Genomic DNA, 15,425 nt, shown 5'->3' on the forward strand with positions numbered 1-15,425 from the left:
CGGCTGCGCGCGCCAAGTCCAGCGCATTGACAGCACTCCCGCACCCCCTTAGCCCCGCGCCTGTCATGGCGAGCCTGCTCCACCAGATCCAGCACCAGAGCGTGACGATTGCCGCGCCGCTGCCGCTCGACAGCGGGCAAATCTTGCCATCGGTGACGATCGCCTATCAAAGCTATGGCACGCTCGCCGCCGACCGGGCGAACGCCGTGCTCGTCTGCCACGCGCTGACCGGCGACCAATATGTCGCGAGCGACCATCCCGCGACGGGCAAGCCCGGCTGGTGGGCGCGCATGGTCGGCCCCGGCAAGCCGATCGACACCGACCGCTATTTCGTCCTCTGCGCCAATGTGCTCGGGAGCTGCATGGGGTCGAGCGGCCCCGCGAGCCCCGATGCGGCGACCGGCGCGCCGCTCGGCATGCATTTCCCCGTCATCACCATCGCCGACATGGTGCGCGCGCAGGCGATGCTGCTCGATCATCTCGGCATCGACCGCCTGCATGCGGTCGTCGGCGGCTCGATGGGCGGGATGCAGGCACTCGCGTGGACGACATATTATCCCGAACGGCTCGGCTCAGCGATCGTCATCGCCAGCGCGGCGCGGCATTCGGCGCAGAATATTGCGTTCCATGAAGTCGGGCGGCAGGCGATCATGGCCGACCCCGACTGGCAGGACGGCCAATATTACGGCAGCCGCCGCGCCCCGGCCAAGGGGCTCGCGGTCGCGCGGATGGCGGCGCATATCACCTATCTCTCCGAAGCGGGGCTGACCGAGAAATTCGGCCGCCGCCTGCAGGCGCGCGACATCAAGAGCTTCGGCTTCGACGCCGATTTCCAGATCGAATCCTATCTGCGGCATCAGGGGCTCGCCTTCACCGACCGCTTCGACGCGAACGCCTATCTCTATATCACGCGCGCGATGGACTATTTCGACCTCGCCGACGCGCACGACGGGCGGCTCGCGGGTGCGTTCGCTGGCGCGAAGGACGTGCGCTTCACGCTCGTCAGCTTCGACACCGACTGGCTCTATCCGACCGCCGAATCGCGCCGCATTGTCCAGGCGCTGCAAAGCGTCGGCGCGGCGGCGAGCTTCGTCGAGCTGTCGGCGCCGTTCGGCCACGACTCGTTCCTCCTCGACGTCCCCGCGCTCGACCGGCTCGTCGCCGGCGCGCTCGGCAGCGGCGGCTGACGATGGCGCTGCGCCCCGACCTCGCGATCATCGCCGATGCCGTGCCGCCCGGATCGCGCGCGCTCGACATCGGCTGCGGCGACGGCGAGCTGATGGCGGCGCTGCGCGACAAGGGCGTCGATGCGCGCGGGCTGGAAATCGACCCCGCGAACGTCACCGCGGCGATCGCGCGCGGCCAGTCGGTGGTGCAGGGCGACGCCAACCGCGACCTCGCCGACTATCCGGGCGACGCGTTCGACTATGCGATCCTGTCGCAGACGCTGCAGACGACCGAGCGTCCCGACCGCGTCGTCGACGAACTCCTCCGCATCGCGCCGCGCGCCTTCGTCAGCTTTCCCAATTTCGCGCACTGGCGCATCCGCCTCGCGCTTTTGTGGGGCGGGCGCATGCCGGTGACGCGGTTGATCCCGGTCGCCTGGTACGCGACCCCCAATATCCACCATGTGACGGTCAGCGACTTTCGCGACCTGCTCCGCGAAAAGGGCATCGCGGTCGAGGCGGCATGGTATCTGTCGGGCGACAAGCCGACGAGCGACGCCGCCGCAAGCTGGCGCGCCGAACATGCGATCTTCCTGATTTCGCGGCGTTGATCCGCGTTCACGAACGCTGCGGCGGCTTGCGGCCGGAAGCGGACGCTCTTCAACGTCGCCGGTCTCAGTCGGCGTTGAGTAACGCCAGCTTGACGCGCGCGGTGCCGCTGCGGTGCATACCGATCTGGCGCGCCGCGGCGTGGCTGACGTCGATCACGCGGCCGCGCGAAAAGGGACCGCGGTCGTTGATGCGGACGATGACGCTGTCGCCGTTTACCGTGTTGGTGACGCGGACCATGCTGCCGAAGGGAAGCGTGCGGTGCGCCGCGGTGAGCCCGTCGGGGTCGAAGCGTTCGCCGCTCGCGGTGCGATTGCCGGCGAGTTCGTCGCCATAATAGCTCGCCATGCCGCCGTCGATTTCGGTGTCCTGATCGACAGCGGCGATCGGGTCGCCCAAGACTTCGGCTTCCTGCGCCGCGGCCGAAACCGTCAGCAGAAGCGGGATCAGCACGGCTGAAAAGGCCCGCATGACATCCTCCCCTTGTGGTGGAGGGCCAAAAGCAGCGGCGGCGTACCGAGGCAAGCCGCCGCGCGTTAAATCGAACCGAAATTGCGGCCACTTGTGGAAAAACGGCACCAGCCCGCTCCCCCACCGCCCGAAGACGACGCGTGGCGTCGCAGGGCCTCCCAACAGCGTATCCTGAAATGGGAGGCCGGGTGGGGGAGCGGGCTGGTGCCGTACCGTTTCAGCTATGCTGAAACGACATCAGACGTCGAGATTGGCGACGCTGAGCGCATTGGTCTGGATGAAATCGCGCCGCGGTTCGACCTCGTCGCCCATCAGCCGCTCGAAGATTTCGTGCGCGACGTCGGCCTGTTCAGCCTCGACGCGGAGCAGCGAGCGGTTCGACGGATCGAGCGTGGTTTCCCAAAGCTGCTCCGCATTCATCTCGCCCAGCCCCTTGTAGCGGCTGATCGCGAGGCCCTTGCGGCTGTGCGCGAAGATCGCGTCGAGCAGTTCGGACGGACGCGTGATTGGCGTGACCTTGCCGGCGGTGGCGGCGGGCAGATCGCTGTCGCTCGCTTCGGCATCGTCTTCGGCGGTCTCGGCGGCGGCCAGCGCGGCCGCGTCGGCGGCGATGGCCGCGGCGCTGCTGCCCTTCACCAAACGGCCGGGATGGGCGTAGGTCTCGGCTTGTTCGCTCGCGAGCTTGTGCAGGCGGCGGGCCTCCTGGCTCGCGAGGAAGGCGGCGTCGATCGCGTGATGATCGCTGACCCCGCGCCAGCGCTTTTCGAGCGTATAACCTCCGTCAACCGCGACGATCGTCCATTTCGCCTCGGCGCCTCCGGTGAGCGCGCGTTCAGCGGCGTTGAGCCATTCGGCGGCGCGCACGCCCGCCGCGGTCCGTCCGCCGCTGTCGAGTTCGGGATCGAGCGCGCCGTTCAGCGCCAAGGCTTCGACGAGCTCGTAATTATGGCCGCGCGGAACATAGCGCATCAGCGCGCGCAGGCGGCGGCCATGCTCGATCAGGTCGCGCAGGTCGGCACCCGATCTTGCGCCGCCCGTGGTTTCGAGCATCAGCGCGTCGATACCGCCATCGACGAGGTAATTTTCGAGCGCGGTATCGTCCTTGAGGTACACCTCGCTGCGCCCCTTCGCGACCTTGTAGAGCGGCGGCTGGGCGATGTAGAGGTGGCCGCCCTCGATGATCTCGGGCATCTGGCGGTAGAAGAAGGTAAGCAGCAAGGTGCGGATATGCGCGCCGTCGACGTCGGCGTCGGTCATGATCACGATCTTGTGATAGCGCAATTTTTCGAGGTTGAACTCGTCGCGAATGCCGGTGCCGAGCGCCTGGATCAGCGTCCCGACTTCCTTCGACGAGATGATGCGGTCGAAGCGGGCGCGCTCGACGTTCAGAATCTTGCCCTTCAAGGGCAGGATCGCCTGCACATGGCGGTCGCGGCCCTGCTTGGCCGAGCCGCCTGCCGAGTCACCCTCGACGAGGAAGAGTTCGCACTTGCTGGGATCGCGTTCCTGACAGTCGGCGAGCTTGCCGGGCAGGCTCGCGATATCCATCGCGCCCTTGCGCCGCGTCAACTCGCGCGCTTTTTTCGCAGCTTCGCGCGCCGCGGCGGCGTCGATCACCTTCTGGATCACCGCCTTGGCATAGGCGGGGTTTTCCTCGAGCCATTCGGTCATCCGGTCGGCCATCAGGCTTTCGAGCGGCTGGCGGACCTCGCTGCTGACCAGCTTGTCCTTGGTCTGCGAGCTGAACTTCGGATCGGGCAGTTTGACCGACACAATCGCAGTCAGACCTTCGCGCATATCCTCGCCAGTCAGCGACACCTTCTCCTTCTTGAGGATGCCCGACTTGTCGCCATAGCCGTTCAAGGTGCGCGTCAGCGCGGCGCGGAAGGCGGCGAGGTGCGTGCCGCCGTCGCGTTGCGGGATGTTGTTCGTGAAGCAGAGGACATTTTCATAATAGCTGTCGTTCCACTCGAGCGCGACGTCGATGCCGATACCGTCGCGTTCGCTGCTGATCGCGATCGGATCGGGGAGCAGCGCATTCTTGTTGCGGTCGAGATATTTGACGAATGCCGCGATCCCGCCTTCGTAGAAAAGGTCGTGGCTTTGATGTTCGGCATGGCGCGCGTCGACGAGCTTGATGCGGACGCCCGAGTTCAGGAAAGCGAGCTCGCGATAGCGATGCTCGAGCTTTTCGAAATCGAATTCGGTGACATTCTTGAAAGTCTCGGTCGACGCCATGAAGGTCACGCGCGTGCCCTTCTTGCCGGCGGGGGCGGGGCCGTTGACCTTGAGCGGCGCGACCGAATCGCCATGTTCGAAACGCATCCAATGCTCTTCGCCATCGCGCCAGATGGTGAGTTCGAGCCATTCGCTGAGCGCGTTGACGACGCTGACGCCGACGCCGTGGAGACCGCCCGACACCTTATAGGCATTGTCGTCGCTGGTGTTCTCGAACTTCCCGCCCGCATGGAGCTGGGTCATGATGACCTCGGCCGCCGAAATGCCTTCCTCGGCATGGATGCCGGTGGGGATGCCGCGGCCGTTATCCTCGACGCTGACCGATCCGTCGCTGTTGAGCGTGATCAGGACAAGGTCGCAGTGACCCGCGAGCGCTTCGTCGATCGCATTGTCCGAAACCTCGAACACCATGTGATGCAGACCCGACCCGTCGTCGGTGTCGCCGATATACATGCCCGGACGTTTCCGCACCGCGTCGAGGCCCTTCAGAACCTTGATCGAATCGGCGCCATAGGCATTGGTATTGGGCTGGTTGGCGGGCGCGGTCGGGGCGATATTTTCAGGGGTGTCCGTCATATCGATTATATAGGGTCGGAAGCGGTAAAACCCAAGCGAAAATGCCGCTCTCGGCGTGTCCCGATGGGGCGTTGCGCCGCCGCGCCGCGACAGCTAGTTTCGGATCATGAAACATCGCCTTATCGTCTCGCTTTCCCTCCTTGCGCTGGCCGCCTGTTCGCAGCCCACGCCGCCCGCCGACAATGCCCCCGCCGTCGCGGGCGAACCGCTGGCCACCCGCGCGGTGATGATCGGCACCGAGGGGCCGAGCCTGCCCGCCTGTTCGAGCATCAGCCGCGTCAAGGACGGCGGCACCGACGTCTATTGGGCGCCGGGCGAAACGCGCGCGGTCAAGGCGAAGCTTGCGGGCGGCGCCAGCGTGTCGCTGTGCGAGGCGGCCGATAACGACGCGTGGTTCGGCGTGGTGTTCGCCGCGCCCGGCACCGACGCGGACATGTGCGGCGTCGGCAAGTCGGTACCGAACGCGCGCGAATATCAGGGCCCGTGCCGCTGGGGCTGGATCAAGGGCGGGACGGTGCGGCTGGGGGGTTAAAGCCACAAAACTTCGGATGGGCGTTCGCTCGGTATCTTTGTGGTCTCGGATATCGGGATAGCGAATGGCGGGAACGACCGTTTTCGACCGGAAGCGGCCGTTAGCGACTGTTCCATCGAAACTGGAAACAAACATTCGGTGTGATTTCGGAAGATGTCATCAAACACCGCCGCCCATAACCATAAAATATGGGAGCATGGTGGCCAGGCACATTACCGACGGAACCGCCAGCGCCCAAGGGCGACGCAAGAAGCCATTACATAGCCAAGCCCAAGCCAGTAGCGCCGACGCTAACGACATCGGGAGAATAATTCCGAAATCGATGCTCGACACGGTGGGCCAGTCTGGAACGTCGTCTGTGAGGGCATCGATCAGGAGATTGCGCCCGAGGATTGCCAGCCCAAACCAGAGCAGAATTGCAACGGCCGCGGTGATGTTCGCTATCTTCATGCAGCGAACCTAACGGATACGCCAACGTCCGCAATCGGTCGGTTTCAGACAGTCGTCACCCGGACTTGATTCGAGGTCCACAAGGTCGACGCTGCGCCGATCCGGGACAAGGTGGGACGACGAAAACGGGCGGGCAATCTCCGCGCGCCGCAACAGCCCTAACCCTATCGCTCGGACCGCTTTTCGACCGACTGTTTGAGCCGCGCGAGCTTTGTCGTCGCGGCGGCGGCGTGGGGGCCGATCCAGCGGTCGTGGATATCCTGGATCGGCATTGCGTCGAGGTGGTTCCAGCGTTCGCGGCCGCGGCGCTCGGCGATCACCAGGCCCGCCTCCTCCAGCACCTTCAGATGCTGCATCACCGTGCAGCGGTCGATATCGGGAAAATGGCTGCACAGCACGCCTGTGGTCAGCGGCTGGTCCTTGAGGTCGTCGAGGATCTGGCGGCGGACATGCGACGCCAGCGCCTTGAAAACCCGGTCATAATCTTCATGGATTGACATGTTATAAATTTATAACATAAGTCATCCCGACTCAAGCGGAGAATGATCATGGAACTGAAATTCAGGGTCGCGGCGCGGATCGCCAAGCCGGTGCACGAGGTTTTCGAAGCCGTCGCCGACCCCGCCAAGCTGTCGCATTATTTCACCACCGGCGGCGCCGAGGGGCGGCTCGAAACCGGCGCGACGGTGACCTGGGATTTCCACGACTTTCCGGGCGCCTTCCCCGTCTATGTTGTCGAGGTGGTCCCCGACGAGAAGATCGTCCTCGAATGGCAGGCAAGCGAGGGCGAGGCGCACAATATCGAAGGCAGTGAGTCCAAGGGTGCCGAGTATCGCACGCGCGTGACGATGAATTTCAAGGGCCTCGACGACGGGCGCACGCTGGTCGAGATTGCCGAAGAGGGCTGGCGCGAGAATCAGGGCGCGCTCGGCGCCTCCTATGGCAATTGCCAGGGCTGGTCGCAGATGCTCTGCGCGCTGAAAGTGTGGATCGAGCACGGGATCAATTTGCGCGACGGGATGTACAAGTAGGCGGCTGTAGAGGATGGCTGGCTTTTGCGCGGGACGGGGTGCAGGCTGGTTTGCAGCCGATGGCGGACATAATGATCGTGTACCCCGGCGAAAGCCGAGGTACATATAGGAGCCGGAACGTCCGCTCTCCACTCCGAAGCCGTCGGTCGCTCCGCGGCACTAGCCCGAATTACCCGGAAACCGATCGCCGCCGCTCAGTCCTGCCTCTTCAGCCCGTTCGCGAGCAGGTCGTTCGCCACGCGTGCAATCTCCGCGATATCGGCGTCCTCGTCCCATAATCCGTAACGCATCCCCAGAAAGACGTTCATGCCGCCGATCGCCCAGGCATGGACCTCGCCGACGTCGGCGCGAATCTCGCCGCGCGCCGCGCCGTCTTCCAGCCGCTGGCGGACGCGCGCGACGGTCGTTTCATAATGGCGGCGATAGCTGGCGTAATCGACGAACTCGGCCTCGTCGATGATCCGGTAGATTTCCTTGTGCTCGCGCACAAAGCCGAGGAAAGATTCGAGCCCGATGCGTTCGGCGCTGATCTCGTCGGGTGCCGCCTGCACCAGCGGCGTGACATGGTCGCGCAATTGCTCGCTCATATAGCGGACGAGCGCCTGGAAGATTTCGTCCTTCGAATCGAAATAGGTGTAGAAGCTGCCGAGCGCGGTTCCGGCGCGGCGGGTGATCGCGCTGATCGAGGCATCGTGAAAGCCGCGTTCGCCGAACTCGATCGCCGCCGCGTCGAGCAGCTTGCGCAAGGTGCGCCGCCCGCGTTCGGTGCGCGGCGTCTTGTCCGGGTTCCCCGCCTCGGCTGCGGCATCGCCTGTCGCGACATGCGGCTGATCCATCTGCCTCGGTCCTTCCCCGCTCTTCCGCCCCGCTTCGCCATCGTGGCTTTTCCGCACCAGTGGCAAGCAAAAAACGCGCGATCCACATTCCAAGTTGAAACTTGGTTCATGTTTCATTATTGGCTGGCGCGCGGCTTGGCAAGACCGGGCACGCTAAAAGCAAGCGGGTGGCGAGGGGTCACCCCCGACATGGGAGAGTTTTCATGCGTCCTTTCGCCCGCGGCCTGCGCAGCGCCGTCCTCGCCTCGACCGCGCTTTCGATGCTCGCCTTCGCCCCGGCCGCTTTCGCGCAGGACGCCGCCGATGAGGGCGCGAATGCCTCTGGCGGCGGCGAAGAGATCGTCGTGACCGCCCGCCGCACCGAGGAACGGCTCGAAACCGTTCCGGTGTCGGTATCGGCCTTTTCCGAACGCGCGCTCGACCGCATCCAGGCGTCGGACACCACCGGGCTGCAGGGCGCCGTCCCCAACCTCAACGTCGTGCAGGGCCGCGGCTCGTCGAACGCGACCAACATCTATATCCGCGGCATCGGCCAGCCCGACGCGCTGCAGACCTTCGACCCCGCGGTCGGCGTTTATGTCGACGACGTCTATTACAGCCGCATCCGCGGCACCCAGCTCGACCTGCTCGACCTCGAACGCGTCGAGGTGCTGCGCGGGCCGCAGGGCACGCTCTACGGCAAGAACACCATCGGCGGCGCGCTGAAAGTCGTCACCCGCAAGCCCGGCCAGACCTTCCGTGGCGGTGTTTCCGCCGCCTACGGCTCCTACGACCAGTTCGAGATCAAGGCGTCGGCTTCGGGGCCCGTTTCAGACACGCTCGCGGCCGGCTTCGCGGTGATGCGGGCGAAGCGCGACGGCTATGTCGAGGATGCGGTGCTCGACCGCGATTATAACGACAAGGACACCGTCGCCGCACGCGGGGCGCTGGCCTTTACCCCCAGCGCCGATTTCCGCCTCGACGTCTCGCTAGACTATACGCGCGACGACGCGTCGTTGACCGTCGGTCAACCGCTCAATTCGCTGACCTATCTGATCGGCGGCGGCACCGCCCTTGCCCTGCCGACCAACCCCGATCCGAAAGACTATGACTTCACCGGCCTCACGACGCCCAGCCTGCCCAATTCGACCAAGCTGCGTCACTGGGGCGCCAGTGCGGCCGCCGCGTGGAACGTCACCGACGATCTCGAACTGAAGTCGATCACCGCCTATCGCCGGCTCGTCACCAAGGATTATGTCGATATCGACGCGACCGAGCTCGAGATGGGCGATGTGTTCGTCGGCGTCTGGCAGAAACAGTTCAGCCAGGAATTGCAGCTCAACTATACCGGCGAGCGGCTGCAGGCGGTCGGCGGGCTCTATTATCTGAAAGAAGATATCGCGTCGCATCAGGAAGCCTATGCCGACGACCTGATCGGGCCGCTGCTCGGCAACCCGACCTTCCTGCGGACGATCGACGATACGCTGACGACGAAAAGCTACGCCGCCTATGCCAATGCCAGCTTTGCGGTCACCGATGCGCTGCGCATCTCGGCGGGCCTCCGCTATACCGACGAGAAGAAGGATTACTGGCGGACAACCTCGACCTTCTCGACCAGCCCGTTGCTGACCAGCGTCACGCCCTATGTGTTCGCGCGCAAGCAGAGCTGGGACGACTGGTCGCCAATGGCCTCGATCGACTATCGCTTCACCGACAATCTGATGTTCTATGCGCGCGCCGCCAAGGGCTTCAAATCGGGCGGCTTCAACGGCCGCGCGAACAGCGCCGCCGAATCGACCGCCTATGCGCCCGAAAAAGTCTGGTCGTACGAGGCCGGGTTCAAGGGATCGGTCGCCGATATCGCGCGCTTCAGCATCGCGGTGTTCCACAACGACTATAAGGATTTCCAGGCGCGCGTATCGGGCATCGATTCCGACCCGAACACCGGGCTGCCGGTGCCGGTGCTGAGCGTGCTCAACGCGGGCAAGCTGCAGATCCGCGGCGCCGAACTCGAACTCGCGCTCACCCCGGCAACGGGGCTGCTGCTCGACACCCAGATCGGCTATCTCGACGCCGAATATAAGGAATTCGACGACGCGCGCTTCCCCGACGGCAGCCGCGCCTTCCAGCGCCCCGCCTTCGCGCCGAAATGGACGATGCGCTTCGGGGCGCAATATGAGGCCGATCTCGGCGGGTCGGGTTTCCTGACGGTGGGCGGCCAGACGCGCTATCGCTCGACCACGGCGCTCGCGGTCGACAACACCTATATCGTCGGCACCGTCGGCACGACGACCGAGATCGAAGGGCTGTTCCAGCGCGGCTACTGGCTCCACGACGCCCGCATAGTCTGGGAAGACGAGGCGCGCAAATTCAGCCTCGGCCTCTACGGCCAGAACCTCTCGGACAAGCGCTACAAGACCGACGGGCAGGACTTCTCCAGCATCGGCAGCATCCGCACCGTCTATTACGGCGCGCCCCGCACCTTCACCGTGCGCGCCGGGGTCAAATTCTGATCGACCGGAAAAAGGAACGGAAAAAAGGGGAAAGGGGCGTCCGCTTGGGCGCCCCTTTTTATGTGCCGAGCCGCGGCGCGCCGGTGGCAGCGACCATCCGTTCGCCGTCGATGACGATCGGGCTCGCGACGCCGTCGATCGACGCACCTTCGGGACGGAAGCGCAGACCGCGCGCGACGACCTGCGGATCGGCGAAGACCCCCGCCATATCGTTGATCGGCCCCGACGGCACGCCTTCGGCCTCGAGCGCCAGCGACAACGGCTGCGCGTCCCACGCCGCGATCTTCGCCGCGAGCAGCGGGATCAACTCGGCGCGGTTGGCGAGCCGTGCGGCATTATTGGCAAAACGCGGGTCGTCGCCCCATTCGGGGCTGCCGAGGATCGCGCAAAGCTTGCGATACTGGCTGTCGTTGCCGACCGCGATGACGAGCTGGCCGTCGGCGGTCGCAAACACCTGATAGGGCACGACATTGACATGGCCGTTGCCCATCCGCTTGGGCACCACGCCGCTCGCCAGATAATTGGCGGCCTGGTTCGCGAGCACTGCGACCTGGCTGTCGAGCAGCGCCATATCGACATGCGCGCCGCCACCGTCTTTGGCATCCGTGACGTGACGGCGTCGCAGTGCGGCGAGGATCGCGACCGTCGCATACATGCCGGTAAAGATGTCGGCGTAGGCGATACCCGCCTTTTGCGGCGCGCCGTCGGGTTCGCCGGTCAGCGACATGAAGCCGCTCATCGCCTGGACGATATAGTCGTAGCCGGCGCGATGCGCATAGGGGCCCGTCTGCCCGAAACCGGTGATCGAGCAGATAATCAGCCGCGGAAAATCGGCGCGCAGCCGCGCCGGATCGAGCCCGTATTTGACGAGCCCGCCGACCTTGTAATTCTCGATCACGACATCCGCGCCGGCAAGCAGCGCGCGCACCTCGGCCTGCCCTTGCGCGCTGGCGATGTCGATCGCGACGCTCCGCTTGCCGCGATTGCAGCTATGATAATAGGCCGCGCCGAGCGCCTCGCCGTCCGGTCCGGTCACGAACGGCGGGCCCCATTCGCGCGTGTCGTCGCCGGCGCCCGGCCGCTCGACCTTGATCACCTCGGCGCCGAGATCGGCGAGCAACTGCCCGCACCACGGCCCGGCGAGCACGCGCGCCAGTTCGACGACGCGCAGACCCTCCAGCGGCTTCATCTCAGGAAAAAGCGGCGATGCCGGTGATCGCGCGGCCGAGGATCAGCGCATGGACGTCGTGCGTGCCCTCATAGGTGTTCACCGTCTCGAGGTTCACCGCGTGGCGGATGACGTGATAGTCGGCGGAAATGCCGTTGCCGCCGTGCATATCACGCGCGACGCGCGCGATATCGAGCGCCTTGCCGCAATTGTTGCGCTTCAAGAGGCTGATCGCGTCGGGGACGAGCCGCCCGTCGTCGATCAGCCGGCCGACGCGCAGCGCCGCCTGCAACCCGAGCGAGATTTCGGTGAGCATGTTGGCGAGCTTGAGCTGGACGATCTGGTTCGCCGCGAGCGGGCGCCCGAACTGCTTGCGCTCGAGCGTGTAGTTGCGCGCGGCTTCATAGCAGAATTCGGCGGCGCCCATCGCGCCCCAGCCGATGCCGTAGCGCGCACGGTTGAGACAGCCGAACGGCCCTTTCAGCCCGGAAACATGCGGCAACAGCGCATCTTCGCCGACCTCGACCCCGTCCATCACGATTTCGCCGGTGATCGAGGCGCGCAGGCTCACCTTGCCCTCGATCTTCGGCGCCGACAGGCCCTTCATCCCCTTTTCGAGTACGAAGCCGCGGATCGCGCCGTCGTGCGCTTCGGACTTCGCCCAGACGACGAAGACGTCGGCGATCGGCGAATTGGTGATCCACATCTTCGCGCCCTTGAGGCGATAGCCGCCTGCGATCTTCTCGGCGCGGGTGCGCATGCTGCCGGGGTCGCTGCCCGCGTCGGGCTCGGTCAGGCCGAAGCAGCCGACCAGCTCGCCCGAGGTCAGCCCGGGCAGATATTTGCGCTTCTGTTCCTCGCTGCCATAGGCATTGATCGGATGGATGACGAGCGAGCTCTGCACCGAACAGGCCGAGCGATAGCCCGAATCGACGCGTTCGACTTCACGCGCGATCAAGCCATAGCTGACATAATTCAGCCCAGCGCCGCCATATTCAGGGTCGATCGTCGCGCCGAGAAGGCCGAGCGCGCCCATTTCGGACATGATCTCGCGGTCGAAACGCTCGTCGAGAAAGGCCGAGGTGACGCGCGGCAACAGCTCGCCTTCGGCATAGGCACGCGCCGCATCGCGGATCATCCGCTCCTCTTCGCTCAGTTGGTCGTCGAGCTGGAGCGGATCGAACGGGTCGAGCGCCTCGATGCGCTGCGGATCGGCCAAGGCCATGGTCACGGGCTTTCTTCAGAAAGCGAGTCGCCCTGCCGGGCGACGCACTAGGGAGTTTCGGTCGGCGCCGGTTTGCGCCCGGCCATCGCGGCAGCCGGGCTGTCGCGCGGCTCCAATATCGCTGCGGTCTCGATGAGGTCAAGCGCACGGCGCGCCTCGTGATAGCGGCGCGCGTCGATCAGCCATTCGCTCGCGGCCTCGGCCCCCGGCATCGCCTCGACCTCGGCAATCGCCTTGTCGACCTGCCCGGCCGCCAAATAGCGGCGCGCGCGGTCGAGCCGTTCCGACGCGCGCGTCGATTGCGTTCCCGCCGGCCGGACGGTGAACAACTCGCTGATCTCGCGGCGAAACCCGGTCCACAGGCTGCCGTCGCCGTCGCTGCGTCCGACTAGCTGCGGCGCGAGTGTGTCGAGATCGCTGCGCAATTGTTCGAGCGTCACCGGCTCGCGCGAGGTGTCGATAATCGTCTTGACCGCATTGGGCTGGTCGTCGCCGAAGCGCAGGCGGAGCTGCGCGTCGAGATAGCCGAGCGACAGACCGCGATCGAGCGCGCGGCGAACGGCAAAGGCGACGAGCAGCCCTTCGGCCCGCGACGCATTGCCCGACGCCGATTCGGCTTCGAGTGTGATCCGCGACAATCGCTGTTCCAGTTCGGCAACCCGCGCCGCCAGGGCATTCGCGCCGTCGACCGGCGCCACCACCATCGCCGGCTGCCCGGCCGCGGCCTCAGCCTCGGCCTGCTCGGCAAGCCCCAACGCGCCGGCCACCGCCGGCGTGTCGATCACCTTGGTCAGCGGTGTCTTGTCCTTGCCGTCGGCGAGCAGGCGATTCATCGCCCAACCGCCGCCGACCACGCCGATCAGGAGCAGGATGAACGCGCCGATGGCGAGCGTGCGGAACGATAGCCTTCTCACCGGAGCCTCGCCGCCGATCGGCGAGGACGTGTCGATGCTGTCGATTGCCATGTGTCTCTTTCGAACGACCCTATTTGTCCCCCTTGTGGCACAAAGCATGCGCCTCTGCCAACATCGCGGCGTCATCGGGGCGACCGGCAACGGCAATTTCCGCCCACCCGCTTCCCGCCGCGGCGGCCGCTTTCGCGCTGATCGCCACCAGTTTCAAATGCTTACGCGCCGCGCCGGCCAGATCGGCGGTCCGCGCCGCGCCGCGCGCCGAATGGGCGAGCAGCACCGCCGGCGCCGCGAGCAGCGCATCCCATCCAGGCGGCGGCGGCACCGGATCGACGGCATAGCAAGGAACGGGCACCAGCGCCGCGCCGCGCGCGTCGAACGCCGAACGGTCGCGGCCACAAAGCCACAGGATGCGGGCCATGCCCTGCGATGCCATTGTGTCCAGCAGATGCTGCGCGTCGCTGTCGCCCGCCGCCGCGACCGACAGACCCGCTGAGTCGGCCGCCCGCGCGGTGGCGGCGCCGACCGCATGGACCGGCAACGCGGCGAGACGGCCGAGTCCGGCACCCGCCAGCCGCACCGCCTGCGCGCTCGTCACCAGCATGGCATCGAAATCCGCCGGGTCGGGCACCTCCCAGGGCAACGCATGCGCCTCGAACAGCGGCATATGCCGCGCATCGAGCCCCAGCGCCCGCGCCCGTTCCACCGTCGCCGCGCCGCCCGGATCGGGCCGCGTGACGAGCAGCGGCAGGCCCGCCGTCATGCCGCGAACAGGCTCCGCACCGCCTCGGGCGCTTCGTCGAGCAGCCGGCGCGCCAGATCCGCGGCGGCAGCGGCATCGCTCATCAGCGCATGTCCCGCGACATGCTCGGCGCCGTCTTCCGAATAAATCTCGGCATCGAGCCGCAGCGTGCCGTCGTCCCGCCAATGCGCGTGCGCCGCCACCGGCGAACGGCAATCGCCGCCGAGCGCGGCGAGAAATGCCCGCTCGGCCGCAACCGCCGCGTGCGTCGCCGCATGATCGACCGCCACAAGCAGCGCGCGGGTCGCCGCATCGTCGGCGCGGCATTCGATCCCGATCGCGCCCTGCGACGCCGCGGGCAGCAAGAGGTCGATCGGTATCACCTTGCCGACTTCGTACATCCCCAGCCGGTCGAGCCCCGCCGCCGCGAGCAAGGTCGCATCGACATCGCCCGCCGCGAGCTTGCCGAGCCGCGTCGCGACATTGCCGCGCAGCAGCGTCGTTTCCATATCGGGGCGTAGCCGCCGGACCTGCGCGGCGCGGCGCGGGCTGCTCGTGCCCAGCCGCGCGCCCTGCGGCAGCTCGGCAATCGCCGCCCCATCGATCCCGTCGCGGACGACCAACCGGTCGCGCGGATCGGCGCGCTCAAGCATCGCAACAAGGGAAAAGCGCGGATCGCGCAGCGTCTCGACATCTTTCAGCGAGTGCACCGCAATGTCGATCTCGCCCGCATCGAGCGCGGCGTCGAGTTCGCGCGTCCACAGCGCCTTGCCGCCGACCTCGGCGAGCGCGCGGTCCTGAATCCGGTCGCCGGTCGCGGTCATCGGCACGATTTCGAGCGCCGCGAGGTCGAGGCCGTGTGCGGCCATCAGCGCGGCGGCGGCCATATTCGCCTGCGCCAGCGCGAGCGGCGAGGCGCGGGTGCCGATGCGCAGCGGGCGGGCGGGGGTGGGAAGCGGGATCGAAGCCATATCCCCC

Annotated in this window: 15 protein-coding genes; 5 read left to right on the forward strand and 10 right to left on the reverse strand. The window is 66.3% G+C overall.

Translation table 11 applies throughout. The annotated features are described in order from the left end of the window. The first annotated feature begins 65 nt into the window (after positions 1-65). Both metX and metW read left to right on the forward strand, forming a co-directional pair. Positions 66-1,187: a homoserine O-acetyltransferase MetX gene (gene metX, locus AN936_RS20040; protein WP_054589623.1), complete on the forward strand. Its 1,122-nt coding sequence runs from the start codon at positions 66-68 to the stop codon at positions 1,185-1,187. Between the two features lie 2 nt (positions 1,188-1,189). After that, the gene (metW, locus tag AN936_RS20045; RefSeq protein ID WP_054589624.1) at positions 1,190-1,777 is read left to right on the forward strand and encodes a methionine biosynthesis protein MetW; all 588 of its coding nucleotides are present in this window, start codon (positions 1,190-1,192) and stop codon (positions 1,775-1,777) included. A 64-nt stretch (positions 1,778-1,841) separates the two neighbouring features. On the opposite strand, the gene AN936_RS20050 is transcribed toward metW, so the two are convergent. After that, on the reverse strand, positions 1,842-2,246 hold the full coding sequence (locus AN936_RS20050; RefSeq protein WP_054589625.1) for a septal ring lytic transglycosylase RlpA family protein: 405 nt from the start codon (positions 2,244-2,246) through the stop codon (positions 1,842-1,844). 237 nt (positions 2,247-2,483) lie between these two features. Then, positions 2,484-5,060: a DNA topoisomerase (ATP-hydrolyzing) subunit B gene (gene gyrB / locus AN936_RS20055; protein ID WP_054589626.1), complete on the reverse strand. Its 2,577-nt coding sequence runs from the start codon at positions 5,058-5,060 to the stop codon at positions 2,484-2,486. 106 nt (positions 5,061-5,166) lie between these two features. On the opposite strand from gyrB, the gene AN936_RS20060 reads away from it, so the two are divergent. Next, positions 5,167-5,592, forward strand: a complete 426-nt coding sequence (locus tag AN936_RS20060; protein WP_054589627.1) for a hypothetical protein — start codon at positions 5,167-5,169, stop codon at positions 5,590-5,592. 159 nt (positions 5,593-5,751) lie between these two features. Here the strand turns inward: AN936_RS20060 and AN936_RS20065 are convergent, their stop codons facing one another. Together AN936_RS20065 and AN936_RS20070 are read right to left on the reverse strand one after the other, a co-directional pair. After that, the gene (locus tag AN936_RS20065) at positions 5,752-6,042 is read right to left on the reverse strand and encodes a hypothetical protein (RefSeq protein WP_054589628.1); all 291 of its coding nucleotides are present in this window, start codon (positions 6,040-6,042) and stop codon (positions 5,752-5,754) included. 164 nt (positions 6,043-6,206) lie between these two features. Continuing rightward, a complete protein-coding gene (locus AN936_RS20070; protein ID WP_054589629.1) occupies positions 6,207-6,542 on the reverse strand; it encodes an ArsR/SmtB family transcription factor in 336 nt (111 codons plus the stop codon). A gap of 48 nt (positions 6,543-6,590) precedes the next feature. On the opposite strand from AN936_RS20070, the gene AN936_RS20075 reads away from it, so the two are divergent. Further along, positions 6,591-7,073: an SRPBCC family protein gene (locus AN936_RS20075; RefSeq protein WP_054589630.1), complete on the forward strand. Its 483-nt coding sequence runs from the start codon at positions 6,591-6,593 to the stop codon at positions 7,071-7,073. Positions 7,074-7,267: 194 nt separating this feature from the next. Here AN936_RS20075 and AN936_RS20080 read toward each other — a convergent pair whose 3' ends face one another. Further along, complete coding sequence (locus tag AN936_RS20080) at positions 7,268-7,909, reverse strand: TetR/AcrR family transcriptional regulator (RefSeq protein WP_054589631.1); 642 nt, start codon at positions 7,907-7,909, stop codon at positions 7,268-7,270. A gap of 203 nt (positions 7,910-8,112) precedes the next feature. Here AN936_RS20080 and AN936_RS20085 point away from each other — a divergent pair, with 203 nt between their 5' ends. Beyond that, positions 8,113-10,401 carry a TonB-dependent receptor gene (locus AN936_RS20085; protein WP_054589632.1) on the forward strand — a complete coding sequence of 763 codons (2,289 nt, stop codon included), beginning with the start codon at positions 8,113-8,115 and terminating at the stop codon, positions 10,399-10,401. 58 nt (positions 10,402-10,459) lie between these two features. Here AN936_RS20085 and AN936_RS20090 read toward each other — a convergent pair whose 3' ends face one another. From AN936_RS20090 to hemC, 5 genes are read right to left on the reverse strand one after another with little or no spacing between them, the layout of a single operon-like run. Beyond that, positions 10,460-11,590 carry a CaiB/BaiF CoA transferase family protein gene (locus AN936_RS20090; protein ID WP_054589633.1) on the reverse strand — a complete coding sequence of 377 codons (1,131 nt, stop codon included), beginning with the start codon at positions 11,588-11,590 and terminating at the stop codon, positions 10,460-10,462. Position 11,591: 1 nt separating this feature from the next. Next, a complete protein-coding gene (locus tag AN936_RS20095) occupies positions 11,592-12,794 on the reverse strand; it encodes an acyl-CoA dehydrogenase (RefSeq protein ID WP_054589634.1) in 1,203 nt (400 codons plus the stop codon). Between the two features lie 47 nt (positions 12,795-12,841). After that, a complete protein-coding gene (locus AN936_RS20100; protein WP_054589635.1) occupies positions 12,842-13,759 on the reverse strand; it encodes a mitofilin family membrane protein in 918 nt (305 codons plus the stop codon). Between the two features lie 19 nt (positions 13,760-13,778). Beyond that, entirely contained in the window at positions 13,779-14,468 is a 690-nt protein-coding gene (locus AN936_RS20105; RefSeq protein ID WP_054589636.1) for a uroporphyrinogen-III synthase, read from the reverse strand. Continuing rightward, positions 14,465-15,418: a hydroxymethylbilane synthase gene (gene hemC / locus AN936_RS20110; RefSeq protein WP_054589637.1), complete on the reverse strand. Its 954-nt coding sequence runs from the start codon at positions 15,416-15,418 to the stop codon at positions 14,465-14,467. The genes AN936_RS20105 and hemC overlap by 4 nt, the downstream gene beginning before the upstream one ends. Positions 15,419-15,425: the final 7 nt, after the last annotated feature.

The organism is Sphingopyxis macrogoltabida (genome assembly GCF_001307295.1).
In the GTDB taxonomy this organism is placed as follows: domain Bacteria; phylum Pseudomonadota; class Alphaproteobacteria; order Sphingomonadales; family Sphingomonadaceae; genus Sphingopyxis; species Sphingopyxis macrogoltabida_B.

Bases quoted from the DNA above. Each gene is read 5' to 3' on its own strand.
- gyrB (WP_054589626.1), bottom strand. From the start codon at position 5,060: ATGACGGACACCCCTGAAAATATCGCCCCGACCGCGCCCGCCAACCAG.
- AN936_RS20100 (WP_054589635.1), bottom strand. From the start codon at position 13,759: ATGGCAATCGACAGCATCGACACGTCCTCGCCGATCGGCGGCGAGGCT.
- AN936_RS20050 (WP_054589625.1), bottom strand. From the start codon at position 2,246: ATGCGGGCCTTTTCAGCCGTGCTGATCCCGCTTCTGCTGACGGTTTCG.
- AN936_RS20085 (WP_054589632.1), top strand. From the start codon at position 8,113: ATGCGTCCTTTCGCCCGCGGCCTGCGCAGCGCCGTCCTCGCCTCGACC.
- AN936_RS20080 (WP_054589631.1), bottom strand. From the start codon at position 7,909: ATGGATCAGCCGCATGTCGCGACAGGCGATGCCGCAGCCGAGGCGGGG.
- hemC (WP_054589637.1), bottom strand. From the start codon at position 15,418: ATGGCTTCGATCCCGCTTCCCACCCCCGCCCGCCCGCTGCGCATCGGC.
- AN936_RS20090 (WP_054589633.1), bottom strand. From the start codon at position 11,590: ATGAAGCCGCTGGAGGGTCTGCGCGTCGTCGAACTGGCGCGCGTGCTC.
- AN936_RS20070 (WP_054589629.1), bottom strand. From the start codon at position 6,542: ATGTCAATCCATGAAGATTATGACCGGGTTTTCAAGGCGCTGGCGTCG.
- metW (WP_054589624.1), top strand. From the start codon at position 1,190: ATGGCGCTGCGCCCCGACCTCGCGATCATCGCCGATGCCGTGCCGCCC.
- AN936_RS20105 (WP_054589636.1), bottom strand. From the start codon at position 14,468: ATGACGGCGGGCCTGCCGCTGCTCGTCACGCGGCCCGATCCGGGCGGC.
- AN936_RS20065 (WP_054589628.1), bottom strand. From the start codon at position 6,042: ATGAAGATAGCGAACATCACCGCGGCCGTTGCAATTCTGCTCTGGTTT.
- AN936_RS20075 (WP_054589630.1), top strand. From the start codon at position 6,591: ATGGAACTGAAATTCAGGGTCGCGGCGCGGATCGCCAAGCCGGTGCAC.
- AN936_RS20060 (WP_054589627.1), top strand. From the start codon at position 5,167: ATGAAACATCGCCTTATCGTCTCGCTTTCCCTCCTTGCGCTGGCCGCC.
- metX (WP_054589623.1), top strand. From the start codon at position 66: ATGGCGAGCCTGCTCCACCAGATCCAGCACCAGAGCGTGACGATTGCC.
- AN936_RS20095 (WP_054589634.1), bottom strand. From the start codon at position 12,794: ATGGCCTTGGCCGATCCGCAGCGCATCGAGGCGCTCGACCCGTTCGAT.